Here is a 20,548-nt window from a genome sequence, read left to right on the forward strand (position 1 = left end):
AACACGCTACCTTACCGCTTCAGATACTGACTGAAATCCACATCACTGGCAGACAGAATCGCCTGCACCCGGTTGTGCACCCCGAGCTTGCGAAGGATCGCAGACACATGGGCCTTCACCGTGGTTTCGGCAATGTTCAGGTTGTAGGCAATCTGCTTGTTGGATTCGCCTTTGGACATGCGCTCGAGCACCAGTAGCTGGCGGCGGGTGAGGGAATTCAGCAGCTCCGGAGAGATCGGATTGTCTTCATGGCGGCTGCGGCGGGTGTTGCTTTCCTTGCCGGTGCGGATGATGTCTGAGGGCAGATACACATTGCCGTTCAGGATTTGCTGGATGGCTTCGGTCATCTGGGCCCGGGGTGAGGACTTGGTGATAAACCCGCAGGCACCGTAGGTAATAGCCTGCAACACGACCTGCTTGTCTTCCTCGGCCGAGACAATCACCACCGGAATGGTCGGGGCCTCATTGCGCAGCGTGATCAGACCGTTCAGGCCATGCATGCCGGGCATATTCAGGTCCAGCAGGATCAGGTCCAGGTCGTCGTTCTCGCGGGTAATTTCGAGTGCGCTGTCCAGATCGTCGGTTTCGATAATTTGGCTGCCCTGAAAGCCAGAGGCGATAACGCTGCTGATGGCTTCGCGGAACAGTGGGTGGTCGTCGGCAATCAGGATCTTGTAAGCCGGCTCCATGGATGGGTCTACCTGTTTGTTTTCAGTGTCGGGTATCTTTTCCGAATCATGATAGCGGTTTTCGGAAGCATGATGGCAGTTTTCGGAAGGGTGGTTCTCGGTAGAGAGTGCGGCATCGAGCTCGTTCAGCATGGCGGCCTCCTGTGCAGAGAATCGCCGGAGTCGGTTTTGATCCTCTGTTTATTATTGTGATGGTTTCATTACACGCCATCTTGGCCTCAGGTTGAATGCGACCATCGCACCAAAAAACAGGCACCAAAGTACTATTCTTGCCGGGCTATGGGCTTCGTATCGTGGAGCAATGAGCCTACAACCAACAATAATGATCGTCTTCCAATCCTCTGTTGCCGATCCCTGGATCAAAAAGGGAATGGCCGCCGTGCTATGTTTTTTCCTGAGTCTCGCAGGCAGTGTCCATGCCCGGGAAGGAGCGTCTGGCTTACCCGTGCTTTCGGTCAGCGTGTTGCAGTTTGGCACCGCCCACTGGGAGCTTGACCATATCCTGCACGAGGGGCTGGACCGTGATAACGGCTACCAGCTGGAACTGAAATTAGTTGCCAACCTGCCAGCCTCCAGGCTGGCAGTCACCAGCGGATCGGTGCATGGCGCGGTGGCCGACCTGTTGTGGGCCCAGTCGCGATTCCAGGCTGGCACGCCCTACCTTTATGTTCCTTTCTCCTCCCAGATTGGCGATATCGTCGTTGCTGACAACTCAACGATCCGTTCGGTGGCGGATCTGTCGGGCAAACGCATTGGCGTTGCGGGCGGGCCGGACAGCAAGGGCTGGATACTGCTCAAAAACGTCGCGCAACGGCAGGGAATCAACCTGATGGAATCCGCTGAAGTGCAGTTCGCCGCCCCGCCCCTGTTGAGTCAGGCGTTAAAGCGTGGGCAAGTCGATGTCATCGTCACTTACTGGCATTTTGCGGCCCGTCTGAGAGGCGAGGGAGGTTGGCGATCGGCGTTTGGTATGGCTGACCTGCTCACTGAACTGGATCTGGATTCAAACCTCCCGGTACTTGGTTACGTCTTCCCTGTCAGCTGGGCAGCAAACAACCGTCCGGTCATCGATCGCTTTGCCGCATCCCTGAATCAGGCCAAAGCCGAGCTGGCGGAAGGCGACTCCCCCTGGCAGCGCTTGCGCCCCCTGATGGGTGATCCGGACGACGCTGTTTTCTCGGCATTACGAGAGGGTTTTGTCAGCGGTACTCCGTCACCACAAACGGACCAGCGCATTGCCGATCTGCAGCGACTGATGGCCCTCACCGGTGCTGATGCGGACAACCTGATGCCAGCTGACCTGTTTTACCGGAGGCAGCCGTGAAAGGCCGTGCCGGCCGTCCGCCGCTCTGGAGCTACTGGATAGTTTTGCCTGCGTTCCTTCTGCTCTGGGCAATGATTGCCTGGTTGCTGAAATCGCCCCTGTTGCCAACGCCTCTGGGTGTTCTTGATACCCTGATACGGGAATCCGTCTCCGGCGAGCTCTGGCATCACCTTGGGGCTACGCTTGGGCGCGTGGTTGTTGCTTTCGTTCTGGCGATGGCTCTAGGAACGGCCATCGGCATCGTCATGGGTCGCTCGCCAACCACCAATGCCCTGTTTGATCCCTTGCTCGTGCTTTTACTGAACCTGCCGGCCCTGGTCACCATCATCCTTATGTATGTCTGGTTCGGCCTGGTGGAAGTAGCGGCCGTGATGGCGGTCGTGATCAACAAAGTGCCCAACGTGGCGGTTACCGTCCGGGAGGGCGCCCGCAGCCTTGACTACAGGCTCGAGGAGATGGCCACAATCTACGGGTTCACCCGGTGGCAACGGTTGCGGGAAGTCTGGGTACCCCAGCTGTTTCCCTATCTCATGGCAGCCACCCGGGGCGGCCTGGCCCTGATCTGGAAGATTGTCCTGGTGGTGGAGCTGCTGGGCCGCTCCAGCGGCGTTGGCTTCCAGTTGCATATGGCGTTTCAGGTTTTCGACGTGGCCGCCATTCTGGCCTACAGCCTGGCGTTCATCGCCGTCGTCCAACTGATTGAACTGGCCATCCTTCAGCCCCTTGAGCGCCGATCCAGTCGCTGGCGACAACCGGAGGCCGCCCATGCTTGAACTCAGAATCGCGGGCCGCAATTTTGGCCAGCCGGTGCTTGGCGAAGTGTTCGCAACCATAGAACGGGGCGATCGCATTTGTCTTCTGGGCCCATCGGGTATCGGCAAGACCACGCTACTGAATGCCATTGCCGGTCTCGACAAATCGGTTCCGGAAGAGGCCGTTATCGGTCGTGACACACTCCGGGTCGGTTATCTGTTCCAGGAGCATCGGCTGCTGCCCTGGCGGAGCCTGAATGCGAATCTGAAACTGGTGGGTGCCAGTGATCAGGAGGCCAGGAGCCTGTTGGAACAAGTGGGATTGTCCGGCTATGGACATTATCTGCCGGACCAACTGTCACTCGGGATGGCCAGGAGGGCGGCCCTGGCCCGCTGCCTGGCGGTGAAGCCCGACTTGCTCTTGCTGGACGAGCCGTTTGCCTCGTTGGACCCGATCATGGCCGGTGAACTGAAAGCGTTGATCGCCGGAATCCTGGACTCGCAACCTGATATGGCGATGATCTGTGTGACCCACGATGGTGGTGATGCAGAGATATTGGCCAATCGGCTCTGGTACCTCGACGGAAAGCCTGCGCGACTGCAGTGGGATGATCAGATTGGGGAGGCTGGCATCGTCGAAGGGCTGCTCGGCAAACTACGCAGGCTCGATCCGACTATGTCCTGATCAAATCCCCGGTCGATAAAAAACAGCCCCTGGTTTTTACGCTATCCGCTACAGCCATCACCCTTTACTTAGGTAATGTTATAACATAACATTTACCGCCTCGAAATATTCCTTTTCCAAGTCCATCCCTGCATGTGGCAGGCGCGGGAGGTTGTCCATGACAGTAGAGTCCAATTCGGTTGCCGGCCCTGTGGCTGTTCACGGTGGCAAACCCGAATGCCTGACAGAAATATTCCGGGATGAGGTCAATCTCGCGGTCTGGCGACGGGAGCCAAGCACTGAATGTCTTGAGTTTGCACGCCATTTCGCGTCAGAAATCTCCAGCTTCGAACGCTTTGTGGCGCAGGAGCAGGACGAGCCCATCGACGAAATTCTTCCAAAGTGGGCGCTGGAATTGCCTGGCGCCCGAACGTGGCTGGCAGATGTCAGGCAACTGATCGCCATGTATCGATGCCTGTTCGAACCTGCCGCCGTGGGGATTCGGGTCCATGTGTTGGCCGACACCATGTGTCCCCGGTTTCACACGGACAGTGTTCCGGCGCGATTGCTGGTGACCTATTCGGGACGGGGAACTGAGTGGCTTGCAGAACCGGATGTTTTGCGCCCGGAAAGCCCCGGGCCATTGCCGGAGCAGCCGGTAGCGGAGAACCGCATCCAGGTCATGCCAACCGGCTCGGTTGCGATCCTCAAGGGAGAAGCCTGGATTGGCAACGAAGGTCGCGGTCTGGTTCACCGCTCGCCCGCTCCGGGTAATACACCAAGGCTGGTTCTGGGACTGGACTGGCTTTCCTGACACAACAAAGGCAATGTTATAACATTCAATAAGGAGTTCTTGATGTCTGATCAATCCCGCCAATTTCCCTTCAGTCTGCGACCGATCGCTACCTCTGTGCTGTTGGTCTCGGCAGCAATGCTGGCGGCCTGTGGCGGTAGCAGCAGCTCTGAGGATGAGCACGAGCATACCGATATCGACACCGCTGGTCGTCTGGCCCTGTTCGATACCGACGCTTCGCAGCTCAAGGTTCTGGACCTCGACAACACTGAAGTGCTTGCGTCCATGGCCATGGATGGGGAGGCGCCGCGCCTCTATGCCTCACCCGGCAACCGATATGCCGTCGCCATTCAGCGGGGCGACGATCTGGTGTCGTTTGTTGACGGTGGGCTTTATACCGAGGACCACGGCGATCACATGCATGATTACGCAGAGATGCCGAGCATGCTGACCCTGACCCTGAACGATCATAAACCGACGCACTATTCTTCCGGTGAATCGGAAGGTGTCGTTTTCTTCGACGGTGGTGAGGCGGCGAGCTCAAAAGTGACCGTGTTTTCAGATACAACTCTGGGAAGCGGCGCCACCGTGGCCAGCCTGCCGCTGGATAACAACATGCACGGCGTTGCCAAGATGATCGATGGCCACCTGTTCGTAACCTATCGGGACAGCTCAATCACGGATACCACGCTGCCAGCGGCGGTTGAGCGTTACCACCTGGACGGTTCCGATTTCGAATTTGAAGAACGCTACAGCCAGGCCTGCCCCCGACTTCACGGTGCTGCAGCGAACGCCCACAGTCTTGGTTTTGGCTGCAGTGATGGCGTTCTGGTAATTGATCTGCACGAAGCTGGTTACCCAGCTACCAAACTGGGCAACCCCGAAGGTCTGGCGGATGGCTCTCGCATCGGTACCCTCGTTGCCAATCATGATGTTGAGGAACTTGTTGGCATTGCCGGTGACCGTTTTTTCGTGATCCATCCTGAATCAACCACCGAGGTTTACCACGAACTGGAAATTGGTGAGGACGTGGGCCGCCTGGCACAGGGCTTCACGACGCACGGTGAGGTGTTCTACGTACTGGGCGATGACAGCGGCCTGCGACTGTTTGATCCGGCCCACGACTGGGAACTGATCACCACGGCTGAGCTGATGGACGCGCCGGGGGAAGGTGACACCCTCGCTGTCGCCGTATCTGCGGCTCGGGAACGCCTGTTCGTGCTGCACAACCAGTCTGTTCATGAGGTGGATGCCACCGATGGTGATGTGGTCCGGACCATCGACCTTGGCTTCAGCGCTTCGGCCATTGCCTGGTTGGGTCTGGCGGAAGCGGGCCACGACCATGGTCACGAAGAAGAGCACTCACACTAATCTGCTTTGAATCCGGCAGGGCACGTCGACACCCGATGGCGTGCCCTGCTGTTTTGTCCCCGGAGTTTCTATGTTTAAACGTTTTGCACCTTTTACCATTCTTCCATTGGCCATGACGGCAGGCGGGGCAACCGCCAACGAACTGAATCCCGACGTCAGTGTGACGCTGGACGGATACTACAAACAGAACGAGACCGCTCTGTCCCATCGCGAGCAGGGCTTTGGCCTCGGCCACACAGAACTGTCCCTTTCTTCCCCGATTGATGACCTGTTCTCCGGCCGACTCACCGCCGTGTTCGAAGAGCATGACGGTGAGAGTGAAGTGCTAATCGAGGAGGCGTATCTTCAGACGAACGGCTTGCCTTACGCACTGAACGTGCGGGCCGGTCGTTTCCTGTCGCAGGTTGGATACCTGAACGGTCGTCACATGCATGAAGACGACTTTGTCGAGCGCCCGGCCGCCTATCGCGCGATGCTTGGCAGCCATTACTATGACACCGGGGCACGCCTGAACGTGTTGTTGCCCACGCCCTTTTTCTGGCAGGTGGGGGCAGAAGCCTTTGCCGGTGACCAGTTGACCGAGGGCGAGGAAGACATTGGCGTTTACACCGTCAATACTCGTCTCGGTGGCGATATCAGTCTGTCCCAGAGCTGGCAGCTGGGGCTCTCCTGGCTCCGGAACCGCCACGCGAAATCGGCGGATACCGGCGACGGTAGTCACGATCATGGTCACGAAGAAGGGCACGACCACGGCCATAGCCATGGCGCGGGTTACACCGGTGAAAACCTCTATATCGCCGATCTGGTCTGGAAGTGGTCTCCCAACGGCAACAACCGTGAACAACAGCTGACGCTCAGCGGCGAATACCTCTATGCGGACGAGCTGAACCAGTTTGCGGCGTCTGACGATACCAATGAAGGTTGGTACGTTTCCGGCGTTTACCAGTTCGCGCCCCAGTGGTCAGCCGGGGTTCGTTACGGTGAGGTGGATCTTCAGGAAGCCCACGGCGATCACTTCCACAACCAGACCCTGGAAGAAACCGACGTGATGCTGTCCTGGTCCCATTCTCATTTCTCCACGGTACGGCTGCAGTACACCCATCAGGAAGCAACCGGGTTCAGCAACGCTGATAATACCGTGATGGTGCAATACGTTATGTCCCTTGGTGCCCACGGCGCCCATGGGTACTGATATGACGCTTCGTAACGCCGTTGCGGCGCTGTTGCTACTGGTTGCAGCAGTGCCGGCCCAGGGTCAGCTTCGGGTGTTCGCCTGTGAACCGGAATGGGCGGCCCTGGTCCGGACGCTGGTGCCCGATGCCGAGCTCACCAACGCGACCAGTCACCTTCAGGACCCTCATTACATCGAGGCACGGCCAAGCCTGATTGCGGCGGTGCGGCGCGCGGATATTGCTGTCTGCACCGGTGCCTCGCTGGAAGCCGGCTGGTTACCCATGCTGCTTCAACGGGCCTCGAACCCGGACATTCAGGCCGGACGCGCCGGGCTGTTCTTTGCCGCCGATCATGCTCAGTTGCACGCGCCCCACGATCACGTGGATCGCAGCATGGGCGATGTGCACCCAGAGGGTAATCCCCATGTGCACCTGTCGCCGGATCAGTTGCCGGAGATTGCCCGTGCCCTGGCCCAGCGCATTGGCGAGATTGAGCCGGAGCAAGCGGCGGCAATTCAGGGCCGGTATATCCGCTGGCGGGGAGATTGGAACAGTCTGCGCGCCGAGTGGCGGGCCATGGCCGAGGCGCTTGAAGGCCAGTCTGTAGTGGTTCAGCACTCCAACTTCGGCTACCTGCTGCGATGGCTGGGCGTCGAAACGGCAGCGGATCTGGAACCCAAGCCGGGGTTGCCCCCCAGTGCCAGCCATCTGAGCCAGCTGCTGGCCAACCCGGGAGTGGAAGATGCCAGCGCCATCCTGATTGCCAGCTACCAGGACCCGCAGCCGGCAGAATGGCTGGCGGAGCAAACCGGGCTGCCGGTTGTGGTGGTACCCGGCACCGTCACGGGTGAAGCACCTACAGCGACCCTGGGCGGGCTGATCAGCGAGATTATCCGCCAGATTGAGTCGGCCGCAGCCGGAGCCTCCGATGGGGGAGTATGAATGGCTGCTCCTGCCAGCAGCTGGCAGTGCCATGCTCTGCCTGCTGCTGGTTCCGCTGGGGTACCAGGTAATTGCCCGAGGCGTGATCTTCGCGGATCTGGCCATTGCCCAGTGGGCCGCACTGGGCACCCTGGCCGGGCTCTATTTTCTGCCCAACCACACGCTGGCCGGGGCACCGGTCAGCAGTCTGATCTTTGCACTGCTGGCCGCCGTGGCGGTTCACCTGATCTTCGGGCAGCTGGCGGATGCAAAGGAAGCCTGGATCGGCATTCTCTACGTGATTGGGGCGAGTCTTGCGGTGCTGCTGGTCAGTGGTGATCCCCACGGCGCCCAGGCGCTCCAGAGAGCCGCCTCGGGTGACCTGCTGTGGGCTAGTGGGCCTCTGGTGCTTGCCATTGCCACGCTCGCCGCTCTGGTCTGGTTGCTGAGCCGGTGGCGCCCCGCCTGGATGGCCGGTGCGGCTTTCATGCCGGTGTTCGCTGTGGCGGTGACCTATTCGGTCTCCCTGGCCGGCATCTACGTGGTGTTTGCGACCTTGATTATGACACCGCTGATCCTCGGCTCCCTTGCCGGTAAAGGGCCTTTCCTGGCCGCCTGCTGTGGCATTGCCGGACACCTGTCTGCGGTGGTTGTTTCCGTAATGTTCGATGTACCGGTCGGGCCGGCCATCGTGGTGGCGACCCTGGCCATGTCACTGCTCTGGTTGCTGGTCCTACGCGGGTTTGCTGTCCAGAATCCGGGTGCGCTGAGGCCGGAAGCCGGCCGTGGCCAGTAGCGCCAGCACCACCGTCACGCCGGCGGTGATTCCGAAAGCCATCGGATTCCACTCCAGATACAGCGAAAACCGGATTGCCTCCACCGCATGGGTGAACGGATTGAACTGGCAGATCCAGTACAGCCAGGGGCTGGCCTCATTCATGCGCCAGAGCGGGTAGAGCGCCGAGGACATGAAGAACATCGGGAAGATGACAAAGTTCATCACCCCGGCGAAGTTCTCCAACTGTTTGATCCAGGTGGCGATCAGCAGCCCCAATGCTCCGAGCATCAGGCTGGTGAGAATCAACGCTGGCAACACCGCCAGGTAGCCCCACAGCGGTGGTTCCACATCCACCAGCAATGCCAACAGCAGGAACACATACACCTGGCCGATGGACACCACGCCCATGGCCAGCAGTTTGGTGACCAGCAGGAAGGGACGGGGCAGGGGGCTCATCAGCAACACCCGCATGCTGCCCAATTCCCGGTCGTACACCATGGACAGGGCGCCCTGCATGCTGTTGAACAGGATGATCATGCCGCACAGACCGGGGGCAATGTAGGTCTCGTAGGTGATGTAGGTTTCATAGGGCGGGATGATGGAAATGCCCAGTACCGCCCGGAACCCGGCGGCGAACACCACCAGCCAGAGCAGTGGCCGCACCAGGGCGCTGGCAAAGCGGGTGCGCTGCTGCCAAAACCTCAGCCATTCACGGGTCTGGATGCCTACGAAACAGTGCCAGTAGTGAGCTGCCTTCATGTCAGCCGGCTCCGGTCAGGGAATGAAAGGTTTCGGCCAGGTCCCGGGTGCCTTCGGCTTCGCAGATGGCCTGGCCATTGCCGTCGGCCAGTAGCTGGCCCTGGTGCAGGATCAGGACCCGGTCGTCTTGACGGACTTCCTCGATCAGGTGGGTGGCCCAGAGCACGGTCAGGCCGTCTTCGTCGCACAGGGCTCGGACATGCTCGTTGAGCGCTTTGCGACTGGCCACGTCCAGGCCCACCGTGGGTTCATCGAGCAACAGCAGCGAGGGTTCATGGAGCAGGGCCCGTGCTATTTCCACTCGCCGGCGATGGCCGCCGTTGAGCTGGCGGACGGCATCGTTGGCTCGGTCCTGCAGGCTGAAACGTTCCAGTTCCCGGTCACCTCGAACCCGGGCTTCTTTGCGGGAAAGCCCGTGCAGAGCGGCATGATATTGCAGGTTCTGGCGAACGGTCAGATCCAGATCCAGGGCGTTCTGCTGGAACACCACGCCGATCCGGCGCATGGCCTCGGCCGGCTGGTTTTTCAGGGATTGCCCAGCCAGCAGGAGTTCGCCCTGCTGCAGGGCCAGCAGGCGGGTGAGCAAACCAAACAGAGTCGATTTGCCGGCGCCATTGGGCCCGAGCAGGGCGTGAAAACGGCCAGAGGTCAGCGTAAAGCTGACCTCCCGGAGCACCGGCTTGTCGCCGTAGCGAAAGCTGAGGTTGCTCGCTTCGATGGTCATGACGTCGGATCGATGACCACACCCCAGGGGTAGCGGCCTACCTTTATGGATTTGATGACCTTCAGTTCCTCCACATCGATCACCGACACGTCTCCGGAGACACCGTTGGTGGTGTAGAGGTGCTTCTCGTCCTTGTCGAGATCCAGCTGCCACACCCGGGCGCCGACCAGCAGGTAATCCAGAACTTCATAGGTCTGTGCATCTACTACGGCCACATGATTGGAGGGGCCGAGCGCCACGAAGGCGTATTTGCCATCGGATGTCAGTTCAATACCCACCGGCTGGACCCGATCCTGGTTCACGCCAGGCACCTTGAAAGACATCTCGTGAATCTGCTCCAGGCTGTCCACATCGATGATGTGCACGGTGCCGCCAATTTCCGCAGACGCCCAGGCAACCTTGCTGTCCTTTGTGAACTCCACGTGGCGCGGGCGCTGGCCCACCACAATGTTCTTCTCGATCTCGAAGGTCTCGGTGTTGATCCAGTGCAGCATGCTGGTGGTTTCGGAGGTGTTGACCGCCCACTTGCCGTCGGGGCTCACAGCCATCCCTTCGGGCTCGATGCCCACATCGATCTGGGCCAGAACATCCTTGGTGTCCACATCCACCACGGTCACGATGGCGTCGTCCTCGTTGGCGATGTACAGGTGTTTGTTGTTCGGGTGCAGCGCGAATTGCTCCGGATCTTCGCCGGACGGGAGGGTGTCCACAATCTTGCGGGTGGCCAGATCCAGCACCTGAACGGTGTCGTCGTCACTGGCGCAGATATAGAGCTTGGTGAAGTCCTTGGACAGCAGGATGCCCCGGGGCCGCTGGCCGACATCGATGGTTTCAATAACCTCCTGGGTTTCGGTATCAATCACCGACAGGGTGTTGTCTTTCTCGTTGGACACATAGGCCACGCTGGCCAGTGCCGGTGTCGACAGGCCGATCATGGTGGCCAGTGCGGTCTGTTTGAACAGGGTTTTCATGGTGTGACTCCTTCTTGTTTTGAACGTTGGCGGCCATCAGGCTCAGCCGTTAATCCGACACTCGCTCTCAGGTCTGTCGAAGCCGAGGGTGTCCATCTCTGTATTCGGGTGCAGGAAGCCTTCAAATGGAGCTCGTGCTACCAGTCCCCGCGGATGAACCAGTGGAATCGGCTGTCTCAGTTGGCCGTTCCATTCACGGAAGGTGAGTTTGCGACCCTTGAAGGCGGCGAGCTGGAACTGGTCGCTGAACAGGAAGCCGCGAATCTCGTCGGGGTTGGCGTCGCTCAGTGCGGTCACCGCGGTGCCAATAGATCGAATGGCCGCCCATGCGGCGTAGTCTTCGCTGTTCATATCCCGACTGGCTAATTCGCGGAAACGATTCTGCAATTGGGCGGCACCCCAACTCTCCACCACCCGGTGCCAGGTGACGGGCGACATGCCCTGGGTGCCGACCACTGGCCGGGGCAGCCAGGTGTTGAAGGGCACGTACTCGCCAAAATCCCCCCGCACATCCGCGACCACAACCGCGTCGTAGGCTCTGGCCTGGGTAAACACCGGCAGCTCCTTGGAAGCCGTGCGACGCAGGTCAGCGTCAAAGGTCCAGGGTTTGTCTTCGACGATATCGAGCCCGAAACGCTTGGCCGAGCGGCGGAAGGCATTGGCCCAGCCTTTGTCGGCCTCGGTGGGCCCGGTAATCAGGAAAAGCTCATCCCAGCGCCGCTGGTTCAGCCACTGGCCGAGGGCATCGGTGAGCATCGAATAGCTGGGCATGGTGTGCATGAGGTTTAGGTGGCATTGGCCGGTGCGCAGGGCATCGTCCTTGGCGCCGGCGTTGAAGATCAGGGTGTTGTCGCCGGTCCTGCCTGTGATGGTCTTCAAGGTCTCGGCCGGAGCGTTCACCACGAAAAGCTCAATACCGCTCTCACGCATGGCATCAAAGGCCGCGAGGGCCGCTTCTTCTGAATCGGCAACCTCACTCTGAAGTGAGTAGGTCTGGCCCAGAAACTTGCCGGTGGTGCTGTTGTCGTTGATGGCCAGCTCGGCGCCGCGAAGGCCAGCGTCCTCCGGCTCCGGAATCACATTGGAAAGCACCGGGCCCTGGTCTGGCACCCATTGCAGATAGCCAATCCGCACGTCGAGGGTCTCAGCCTGGAGCGGGCTTGCCGCCGCCAGTGTGATCAGTGAAGTGGCCGCTGTCCGGGAAAGGAAAGACATGGGGTTCTCCGGTTTGTTGTTGTGCTTCCAGCTTAGAGAAGGGCAAAAGTCCCGGAAATATTCAGAAAGTAGGAAAGTGGCGGTACTAAAGAACTATTCCTGTGAAAATTGCTGGCTTTAGCATGGGTATGGAAAGGTTGTTTACCCGTAACGGATAAAAATAATGACCGTATACCGAAAGATTGCCCTCCTGATGCTGGCGGTTTTCATCGTCATATACCTGCTTGGGGCGCTCTTTTACGTCCAGCAGGCCAGGCACGATGTTGAGCGGGAACTGGAGAGTGTTACCGGGCTCGCCGAGAGCCTGGGCGCTCCGGCGAGTCTTCCGGAATCCGTGGTAAGCGGCATGCGCCATCTGAGTCCGGCCAGTAGAGCCGGGTCGACTCCCGGTGACGAGGTGCCCTCCTGGTTTTCAGCACTGATTGCCGGGGAAGACTCTCGACCGGTGGTTAATGGCTGGAAGATGGATCCGGCAGACGAAGTTGAAGAAATCTGGGAGGGTTTCCTGACCATATCAGGGGCTTATGCGATCGGTATGGCTTTGTGTTTTCTGGCGCTGTTCGTGATAGTGAGGCGAGGCATGCGCACGCTTGCCAGTCTTTCTGAGGCCATGGGCGCGATATCATCGGGTCATTTGACGTCCCGGCTGCCGCGACAGGGTGAACAGGAACTGGACTCCCTGGTTTGTCGGTTCAATTCCATGGCTGGCGCGCTTGAGTCGGAACAGCAGACCGTCAGTCGCCTGCTTAATGAATTGCTGCAGTTGCAGGACCGCGAGCGGGAACACATTGCCCGGGTGCTGCACGACGACCTCGGCCAGTACCTGACCGGAATTCGCGCCCAGGCACGCAGTCTGCTCTACGATCCGGATCTGGGCGACCGGCAAAAGCAGCAGGCCAGGGATCTGGCGGAGCACTGCGAGACTATCCAGAAACATTTCCGGCACCTGTTGCAGGATTTGCATCCGCTGGTGATGGAGCAGCTTGGCCTTGGCAGTGCCATCCGTCATCTGACCGAGCAATGGCAACAGCTCAGCGGGCTGGAGTGTCGCCTGGCCATGGATGAGTGCCTGCCGGAATTCACCGGCGAACAGCAGACTCACCTGTACCGGTTTCTTCAGGAAGCCCTGAACAATGTGTCCCGCCATGCCAACGCGTCTTGCGCCACCCTGGCCGTTGCCCGCAAAGACAACGAGCTGAGTATTGAGGTACGCGACGACGGTGTCGGCAATGATCAGTTGCCCGGCAATGCGGGTCTCGGGGTGCGTTCCATGCGTGAACGGGCCCGCTGCCTGGGGGGTGAGGTCAGGTTTTTGAGCAGGATGGGTGAGGGAACGCGTATTCGCCTTGCCGTACCGCTCAGCCCAAATACCGGAGGTGTGCTGTGAAGCTGATGATTGTGGATGACCACCAGGTGGTCCGCCAGGGGATCGCGAATCTGCTGCGCTCGATGCTGCCGGCGGTGGCGATTACGGAAGTCGACAATGGTCAGGATGCGGTTGCCCGATATGGCGAGTTGCGACCGGATGTGGTGCTGCTCGATATGGGGCTTCCTGACATCTCTGGTCTGGAAGTCGGGCGCCGGTTGCGTCAGCGCTGGCGTGGCGCGGCGATCCTGTTTTTTACCATGCACGATGAGCTGCCGATGGTCAGGCAGGCTCTTGATGTCGGTGGCCTGGGATTTGTGTCGAAGAGCTGCGCGCCGGAGGAGTTGGCAGACGCAGTGAAGCGGGTCGCCGACGGCCAGCCCTACATTGAACATCCGATTGCCACCCGGTTGGCGATGAATCAGGAACGGCCTGTGGATCACCGGCTCAGGGACATGACCCAGAGGGAGATGGAGGTACTTCTGATGTATGCCCGGGGTGAAAGTGTTTCGGGTATCGCGCAGCGGCTATGTGTTAGCAGCAAGACCGTTTCCAATCACCTGGCGGGCCTGAAGAGCAAGCTGCAGGTTGGGTCGTCGGTAGAACTGATTCATCTGGCGGTGGACGCAGGCCTTATTCGCTATGGTCAGTTGGAGGAAGCGAGGCGGGTCTGAACCCGCCCCGGGTTACCAGTCAAAGGGGCAGGCCGTGCAGCCCTCCATATGGGTGCCCTCAAAGGTGGCGTAGTGGATGCGGGTTCCGGTCAGGTCCGCGTCAGCCAGGTTGGCCAGCCCAGTTTGGCTTCCTGAAGATTTGCCCCCCGCATGTTGGCCCCCTCCAGATTTGCCTTTGGCAGCCAGGAAATCTCGAAGCTGCTGAAGGGCATGATGGCGTTTACCAGGGTGGCGCCGGAAAAACGGGAAAAGTCGAAGTTGGCGCCGGTCAGATCTGCCCCTGTAAAGTCCGCGCCCTGGGCGAACAGGTATTCGCCCTGCATTCCCTGCAGGCTGGCGTTTCTGAGCGTCGCTCCCCGCACGCTGCCCCGGTAGATCTGAAGCCGGTAGCCGGTGATGTTATCGAGGTTCGCGCCATCAAGGTTGGCACCTCTGAGGCTGGTGTGGCTCAGGTTGGCGCCAGACAGGTCGGCACCGCGGAAGTTGGCGGAACGCAGATCCATATTCGACAGATCCGCTCCCTGCAGGTTGGCACCTGCGCAACTGGTCTCGCGTTCGAGTTTGCAGCCGTTGATCACTGGTGCCTGATCCCGGTCTGCCATGTAGTCGCCGGCCAGCGCCGGTGTGACGACCAGTAAAAACGAGGCGGTAATAAGTGCTCTCATGATTTCACTCCCGAATATTAGGCGGAAAAAGGGGCCTGGCGAATTGCCAGGCCCAGGCCGGAGGACAGTCAGCGGGAAGCCTGTGCCCAGGATGGCATCTTGAAGACCCAGAATGACCCACCCTGTGACACGGGCTTGGTCAGCTCGGCCATGTCGCCGCCCCAGAGCGGAACCGCGCCGCCGTAGCCGGAGGCAACGCCAATGTACTGCTCGCCGTCCATTTCCCAGGTGATCGGAGAGGAGATGATTCCCGAGCCGGTCTGGAACCTCCAGAGCTCCTCCCCGGTTTCAGCATCGAACGCCTTCAGGAAGCCGTCGCCTGTGCCGGTGAACACCAGTCCGCCCCTGGTGGCCAGTACGCCGGCCCACAGTGGTAACCGTTCCTTGTGCTCCCATTCGATCTCGCCCGTGAGCGGGTTCATGGCGCGAAGGATGCCCACGTGGTCGTCGTACATGCGCTTGATACGGAAGCCCTGGCCCAGGTAGGCGGCACCTTTCTTGTAGGTGACCTCTTCCGTCCAATAATCCTCTTTCCAGTGGTTGGCGGGCACGTAGAACAGCCCCGTATCCTGGCTGTACGCCATGGGGTTCCAGTTTTTGCCGCCGAGGAAAGGTGGAGATACCTCAATGGCTTCGCCACGGGTCTCACCCTCGGGAACGGGTGGTGGCCGTTGTCCCTTTCGTTCCACCGGACGGCCATCGTCGCCAATGCGCTCGGCCCAGGTAATGTTGTCCACGAAGGGGAAGCCTTTCTTGAACTCGCCGTTCTCACGGTCGACCACATAAAAGAATCCGTTGCGGTCGGCATGGGCCGTTGCCTTCACGGTTTCCCCGTTTTCATCGTATTCAAACAGCACCAGCTCGTTGTTACCGGAGAAATCCCAGGCATCGTTCGGCGTGTGCTGGTAGAACCATTTCACCTCGCCGGTGGTCGGGTCTACACCCACCTGGCCGGAGGTGTACAGGTTGTCGTAGTCGGCAGGGTCACCGCCGGGTGATGTGCGTTTCCAGGTGTTCCAGGGCGCGGGGTTACCGGCACCAATGATGATGGTATTGGTTTCCGCGTCGAAGCTGGCGCTTTGCCAGGGGGCACCGCCGCCATGACTCCAGGCTTCCACTTTGCCGGTTTCGGTGTTGGGATCATCCGGCCAGCTGGGCGCGCGGGGGTCGCCGGTGGGCGTGCTTTTTTCGCCGTTCAGGCGGCCATAGTGGCCTTCAACGAACGGTCGCATCCAGACTTCTTCACCGGTATCCGGATCCCGGGCAAACAGCTTGCCTACGACCCCGAACTCATCCCCGGAGGAGCCGTGGATCAGCAGAACCTTGCCGGTTTCCTGGTCTTTGACGAGTGTCGGAGCACCGGTCATTGTGTAGCCTGCTTCGTGATCGGCGAACTTTTCCCGCCAGACCACTTTGCCGGTGTCCTTGTTCAGGGCGACGATGCCTGCATCCAGAGTCCCGAAGAATACCTTGTCGCCAAAAATGGCTGCGCCACGGTTTACCACATCACAGCAGGGACGGATGCCTTCCGGAAGTCGGTGGTTGTATTCCCACAGTCGCTCCCCGGTTTTTGCATCCAGGGCCCATAGGCGAGAGTAGGAGCCGGTGACGTAGATAACGCCGTCGTGCACCAGAGCCTGGGATTCCTGCCCCCGCTGCTTCTCATCGCCAAACGAAAATGACCAGGCCGGAACCAGGCGTTCGACGTTGTCCCGGTTGATGGTGGTCATGGGGCTGTATCGCTGTGCCTTGGGGCCAATGCCGTAGCCCAGCACGTTTTCGGTTGTTTGGGCATCGTTGGCGATGTCTTCCCAGGTGACGTCCCTGGCGCTCACCTGGCTTGCGAGACCGGCTGCGGAACCCAGCGCCAGCGCCAGGCCAATCCCGCGAAGCAGCGGGCGTTTGCGTGTTTTGATGTTCATAGTCTTTCCCCTTGGTTTTTGTTGTAACCATCGTCTTGCTCATGGCATCGACGCTTCGAGTATTGGCTGGAGCGTGGGTAGTAGCGACGGAAAAACCCACAGCAAAGTCGGGAAAGGGGCAATAAAGGCCGGGAAAACTTCCCGAAACGCCGGCTTCTTCATGAAAAATGGCCGTTTTTGGGGTGCTGGGCTTGAATCTCGTGCTTTGGCCTTCGCTCAGAGCGTCTACTACCAAGGAACTAAGTCAAAAACCCCAAAGTGGCATTCGGATTGGGCGGGGGGATTCCTAGACTGGAGTTCAGCAAGTTGGCAACAGACAAATCCAATAGCCAACCACGGGGAATCCAAAAAAACAGAGGTAACACCAATGGCAATGTCCTTTTCACTCAAAACGATCGTGGCTGCGGCCCTGCTTGGCCTGGCTGGCTTCGCAATTGCGCACGGCAATGTCACACCACAGGAAGTGGATACGGGCAACCTGCCGGAACTGGGCGATGACGTTCGCAGCGAGAACCCCTTCCGCGAAGGCAATGAACTGGGTGACTACAACGCTCAGGCAGTAAAGGTTGGTGAGAGTGCCTACGCTGGCAACTGTGCCGCCTGTCATGGCATCCGGGCGATGTCCGGCGGCCTGACGCCTGATCTTCGCGAGTTGACTGAATGGGACGACGAGTACTACATCGGCCGGGTCATGAACGGCACAGATCGCGGCATGCCTTCCTGGAAGGAGAGCATGGACCAGAACGCCATGTGGGCCATTCGCACCTATGTGGAATCCCTGCCCAAGCCGGAGTGATGGGGCCAACCCCTTCACTGCCCATGCCTGAATTCGGGTCGGCCTTTTGCCGGCCCTTCGTCGTTGGGAGAAAACAATGAAAACACTGGCTCGAATTCTTGTGATGCTGTTGTTCACCCAGGTAGTCCTTGCCCAGGAGGTTGACGACGGAGACAAACTCCTCAACCGACCGGCGGAACGGACCTACGACATCATTCTGGACTCCGGCTATCTGAAGGTCGGCGTGTACCGGAATTTTCCGCCTTATTCCTACGAGGTCGATGGTGAACCCAGAGGGATCGACATTGAGCTTGGACGCCGGATTGCCAAGGAAATGGGCGTGGAGTTCAAGGTGCACTGGATTATCCCGGATGAAAACCTGGGAGATGATTTGCGGAACAATGTCTGGAAGGGACATTACCTGGCCAAGCAGCGGCTTGCCGATGTCATGCTGCGGGTGCCTTACGACAAGACTTACGCCTACATGCAGGATTCCACCGGTGAGTACATCAACGAACAGGTTGTTCTGTTCGGACCCTATCAGCAGGAAACCTGGCAGATTGCCTATGATCCCGGGAAGCTTGATTCCGTCGAGACCGTGGCAGTATTCCAGTACAACCCTATTGGCGTTGAAATTGACACCCTGCCTGATTTTTACCTGACCTCGGCATTCGGCGGACGCATGCGTGAACAGGTTAACCACTATGCCAGCGTAGCGGACGCGTTCGAGGCGCTGCGCAAAGGCGAGGTCAGCGCGGTGATGGGTATGCGCTCCGAAATTGATCATGAGCTTGCAAAGCCGGCGAACTCGGCATTCAAGGCGGCAGGTAACGGCTTCCCCGGTATTGGCAAGCAGGTCTGGGATGTGGGCATGGCTATCAAACACACCCATCGCCAGTTGGGTTATGCCCTTGAGGCCATCGTCGACAAGCTGGTCAAAACCGGAGAGGTAAACGAGCTCATGGCCAGTCAGAATCTCCGTTACAGCGTGCCCGGTTACTACCGGAATTTTCTGGATGAGCAGGCTATTGCCCGGGCGGAGGGGGACCTCTGACGTTTCGGTCACTGTTCGGTGTTCAGAGAGCTTTGTGAAGTAGTACTACCAAGTGATGAGAAAACCTGTTCCGGGGGGCAATTGTCGGTTTTGCCCCCAATGCGAAGAATCGTACCAGAGGCGGGAAAAGTTCCCGGTTCACCGAGAAATCGAAAACAAGAGACTTGGAGAGCGCAACCATGATAACCAACAAGTTCGGGATTCGCATTGCGGCCAGTGCCCTGGCCCTGGCAGTTTCCTGCGGAGCCCATGCGGTAACCGACGAAGACATTCTCAACGATCACAAGACGCCCGACGATATTGTCAGCTACGGCATGGGTACCCAGGGCCAGCGCTATAGCATTCTGGAAGACCTGAACACCAGTAACGTTCAGTATCTGCAGCCGGCCTGGGCGTTCTCCTTCGGAGGCGAGAAGCAGCGTGGCCAGGAATCCCAGCCGCTGATCAAGGACGGTGTCATGTATGTCACCGCCTCCTACTCCCGAATCTACGCCATCGACGCAAGAACCGGTGAGGAGATCTGGCAGTACGATGCCCGTCTTCCGGACGGCATCATGCCCTGCTGTGATGTGGTTAACCGTGGAGCTGCGATCTACGGTGACAAGGTCATTTTCGGCACACTCGACGCCAAGCTGGTTGCCCTCAATAAAGATACCGGCAAGCCAATGTGGATCAAGAAAGTGGCGGACTACCAGGCCGGCTACGCGATTACTGCCGCTCCAATCGTGGTGAAGGGTAAGGTCATTACCGGTGTTTCCGGTGGTGAATTCGGTATTGTCGGAAAGGTAGAAGCCTACGACGCCAACACCGGTGACCTGGTCTGGACCCGCCCGACCGTCGAAGGCCACATGGGCTATGTCTACAAAGATGGCAAAAAGGTTGAGAACGGCATTTCCGGCGGCAAGGCAGGGGTTACCTGGCCTGGCGAAATGTGGAAGAACGGTGGCGCTGCAACCTGGCTGGGCGGCACTTACGATGCGGACACCGACTCCCTGTTCTTCGGCACCGGTAACCCGGCGCCCTGGAACTCGCATCTGCGTCCTGGCGACAACCTGTTCTCGTCATCCCGTCTCGCTATTGACCCGGACGACGGCAGTATCAAGTGGCACTTCCAGACCACCCCCAACGATGGCTGGGACTATGACGGTGTCAACGAGCTGATCTCCTTCGACTACGAAGAGAACGGCAAGACGGTAAAAGCCGCTGCCACGGCCGACCGTAACGGCTTCTTTTATGTTCTGAACCGTGAGAACGGAGACTTTATCCGTGGCTTCCCGTTCGTGGACAAGATTACCTGGGCGGAAGGCCTGGATCCGGAGACGGGTCGTCCGATCTTTACCGATGGTGGTCGTCCCGGTAACCCCGCCGATCTCGACGGCGATAAGGGCGAAACGGTAGTGGCCCAGCCCGCGTTCCTGGGTGGCAAGAACTGGATGCCGATGGCCTTCAGCCAGGACACCGGATTGTTCTATGTGCCGTCCAATGAGTGGTCCATGGATATCTGGAACGAGCCCGTTTCCTACAAGAAAGGTGCGGCGTTCCTGGGTGCAGGTTTCACCATCAAGCCGGCCAATGACGAATACATCGGCGTACTGAGGGCCATGGATCCGAAAACCGGCGAGGAAGTCTGGCGCTATGAAAACGCTGCTCCACTATGGGGTGGCGTGATGGCCACCGCTGGTAACCTTGTATTCACTGGTACTCCGGAAGGTTACCTCAAGGCGTTCGATGCCAAGACCGGGGAAGAGCTCTACCGATTCAATACCGGTTCCGGCGTTGTCGGCACACCCGTGACCTGGACCATGGACGGTGAGCAGTACGTCTCCGTTTCATCCGGCTGGGGCGGTGCGGTTCCACTCTGGGGTGGTGAAGTGGCCAAGGTGGTCAAAAACTTCAACCAGGGCGGCACCGTCTGGACCTTCAAGTTGCCGAGCGATCGCGTCGCCAGCAACTGATCCT

Annotated in this window: 20 protein-coding genes; 13 read left to right on the forward strand and 7 right to left on the reverse strand. The window is 59.2% G+C overall.

What is annotated here, in order from left to right:
- Positions 1-11: 11 nt before the first annotated feature.
- On the reverse strand, positions 12-689 hold the full coding sequence (locus tag ACESMK_RS12905) for a response regulator (RefSeq protein WP_372999438.1): 678 nt from the start codon (positions 687-689) through the stop codon (positions 12-14).
- A gap of 370 nt (positions 690-1,059) precedes the next feature.
- Between ACESMK_RS12905 and ACESMK_RS12910 the strand changes: the two genes are divergently transcribed.
- The 8 genes from ACESMK_RS12910 to ACESMK_RS12945 all read left to right on the forward strand — a co-directional run bounded on the left by ACESMK_RS12910 (position 1,060) and on the right by ACESMK_RS12945 (position 8,482).
- Positions 1,060-2,013 (forward strand): ABC transporter substrate-binding protein, encoded by a 954-nt coding sequence (locus ACESMK_RS12910; protein ID WP_372999274.1) that lies wholly within the window; start codon positions 1,060-1,062, stop codon positions 2,011-2,013.
- Positions 2,014-2,084: 71 nt separating this feature from the next.
- Positions 2,085-2,786 carry an ABC transporter permease gene (locus ACESMK_RS12915; RefSeq protein WP_372999441.1) on the forward strand — a complete coding sequence of 234 codons (702 nt, stop codon included), beginning with the start codon at positions 2,085-2,087 and terminating at the stop codon, positions 2,784-2,786.
- Entirely contained in the window at positions 2,779-3,450 is a 672-nt protein-coding gene (locus tag ACESMK_RS12920; protein ID WP_372999277.1) for an ABC transporter ATP-binding protein, read from the forward strand. The genes ACESMK_RS12915 and ACESMK_RS12920 overlap by 8 nt, the downstream gene beginning before the upstream one ends.
- Positions 3,451-3,607: 157 nt before the next feature.
- Positions 3,608-4,243, forward strand: coding sequence for a DUF1826 domain-containing protein (locus ACESMK_RS12925; protein WP_372999280.1), 636 nt, complete (start codon positions 3,608-3,610; stop codon positions 4,241-4,243).
- 42 nt (positions 4,244-4,285) lie between these two features.
- A complete protein-coding gene (locus tag ACESMK_RS12930) occupies positions 4,286-5,593 on the forward strand; it encodes a hypothetical protein (protein WP_372999283.1) in 1,308 nt (435 codons plus the stop codon).
- A 70-nt stretch (positions 5,594-5,663) separates the two neighbouring features.
- The gene (locus ACESMK_RS12935) at positions 5,664-6,785 is read left to right on the forward strand and encodes a hypothetical protein (protein ID WP_372999286.1); all 1,122 of its coding nucleotides are present in this window, start codon (positions 5,664-5,666) and stop codon (positions 6,783-6,785) included.
- Position 6,786: 1 nt separating this feature from the next.
- A complete protein-coding gene (locus ACESMK_RS12940) occupies positions 6,787-7,707 on the forward strand; it encodes a metal ABC transporter solute-binding protein, Zn/Mn family (protein WP_372999289.1) in 921 nt (306 codons plus the stop codon).
- Entirely contained in the window at positions 7,694-8,482 is a 789-nt protein-coding gene (locus ACESMK_RS12945; RefSeq protein ID WP_372999292.1) for an ABC transporter, read from the forward strand. The genes ACESMK_RS12940 and ACESMK_RS12945 overlap by 14 nt, the downstream gene beginning before the upstream one ends.
- On the opposite strand, the gene ACESMK_RS12950 is transcribed toward ACESMK_RS12945, so the two are convergent.
- The 4 genes from ACESMK_RS12950 to ACESMK_RS12965 are packed head-to-tail and all read right to left on the reverse strand — an operon-like array spanning position 8,420 to position 12,133.
- Positions 8,420-9,223: an ABC transporter permease gene (locus ACESMK_RS12950; RefSeq protein WP_372999295.1), complete on the reverse strand. Its 804-nt coding sequence runs from the start codon at positions 9,221-9,223 to the stop codon at positions 8,420-8,422. The two genes, ACESMK_RS12945 and ACESMK_RS12950, sit on opposite strands and share 63 nt — an antisense overlap.
- A gap of 1 nt (position 9,224) precedes the next feature.
- Positions 9,225-9,947 carry an ABC transporter ATP-binding protein gene (locus tag ACESMK_RS12955; RefSeq protein ID WP_372999298.1) on the reverse strand — a complete coding sequence of 241 codons (723 nt, stop codon included), beginning with the start codon at positions 9,945-9,947 and terminating at the stop codon, positions 9,225-9,227.
- A complete protein-coding gene (locus ACESMK_RS12960) occupies positions 9,944-10,918 on the reverse strand; it encodes a YVTN family beta-propeller repeat protein (RefSeq protein WP_372999301.1) in 975 nt (324 codons plus the stop codon). The genes ACESMK_RS12955 and ACESMK_RS12960 overlap by 4 nt, the downstream gene beginning before the upstream one ends.
- Positions 10,919-10,960: 42 nt before the next feature.
- Positions 10,961-12,133, reverse strand: coding sequence for an ABC transporter substrate-binding protein (locus ACESMK_RS12965; RefSeq protein WP_372999304.1), 1,173 nt, complete (start codon positions 12,131-12,133; stop codon positions 10,961-10,963).
- A gap of 163 nt (positions 12,134-12,296) precedes the next feature.
- Between ACESMK_RS12965 and ACESMK_RS12970 the strand changes: the two genes are divergently transcribed.
- Entirely contained in the window at positions 12,297-13,520 is a 1,224-nt protein-coding gene (locus ACESMK_RS12970; protein ID WP_372999307.1) for an ATP-binding protein, read from the forward strand.
- The gene (locus tag ACESMK_RS12975; RefSeq protein ID WP_372999309.1) at positions 13,517-14,173 is read left to right on the forward strand and encodes a response regulator; all 657 of its coding nucleotides are present in this window, start codon (positions 13,517-13,519) and stop codon (positions 14,171-14,173) included. Before ACESMK_RS12970 ends, ACESMK_RS12975 begins: the two co-directional genes overlap by 4 nt.
- Before the next feature lie 89 nt (positions 14,174-14,262).
- On the opposite strand, the gene ACESMK_RS12980 is transcribed toward ACESMK_RS12975, so the two are convergent.
- Positions 14,263-14,838 (reverse strand): pentapeptide repeat-containing protein, encoded by a 576-nt coding sequence (locus tag ACESMK_RS12980; RefSeq protein WP_372999312.1) that lies wholly within the window; start codon positions 14,836-14,838, stop codon positions 14,263-14,265.
- 68 nt (positions 14,839-14,906) lie between these two features.
- The gene (locus ACESMK_RS12985) at positions 14,907-16,760 is read right to left on the reverse strand and encodes a methanol/ethanol family PQQ-dependent dehydrogenase (RefSeq protein WP_372999314.1); all 1,854 of its coding nucleotides are present in this window, start codon (positions 16,758-16,760) and stop codon (positions 14,907-14,909) included.
- A 367-nt stretch (positions 16,761-17,127) separates the two neighbouring features.
- Between ACESMK_RS12985 and pedF the strand changes: the two genes are divergently transcribed.
- The 3 genes from pedF to ACESMK_RS13000 all read left to right on the forward strand — a co-directional run bounded on the left by pedF (position 17,128) and on the right by ACESMK_RS13000 (position 20,544).
- Complete coding sequence (pedF, locus tag ACESMK_RS12990) at positions 17,128-17,556, forward strand: cytochrome c-550 PedF (protein WP_372999317.1); 429 nt, start codon at positions 17,128-17,130, stop codon at positions 17,554-17,556.
- Between the two features lie 76 nt (positions 17,557-17,632).
- Entirely contained in the window at positions 17,633-18,589 is a 957-nt protein-coding gene (locus ACESMK_RS12995; protein WP_372999319.1) for a transporter substrate-binding domain-containing protein, read from the forward strand.
- A 179-nt stretch (positions 18,590-18,768) separates the two neighbouring features.
- Positions 18,769-20,544 carry a PQQ-dependent methanol/ethanol family dehydrogenase gene (locus tag ACESMK_RS13000; protein WP_372999322.1) on the forward strand — a complete coding sequence of 592 codons (1,776 nt, stop codon included), beginning with the start codon at positions 18,769-18,771 and terminating at the stop codon, positions 20,542-20,544.
- Positions 20,545-20,548: the final 4 nt, after the last annotated feature.

The organism is Marinobacter sp. (assembly GCF_041687235.1).
GTDB lineage: Bacteria > Pseudomonadota > Gammaproteobacteria > Pseudomonadales > Oleiphilaceae > Marinobacter.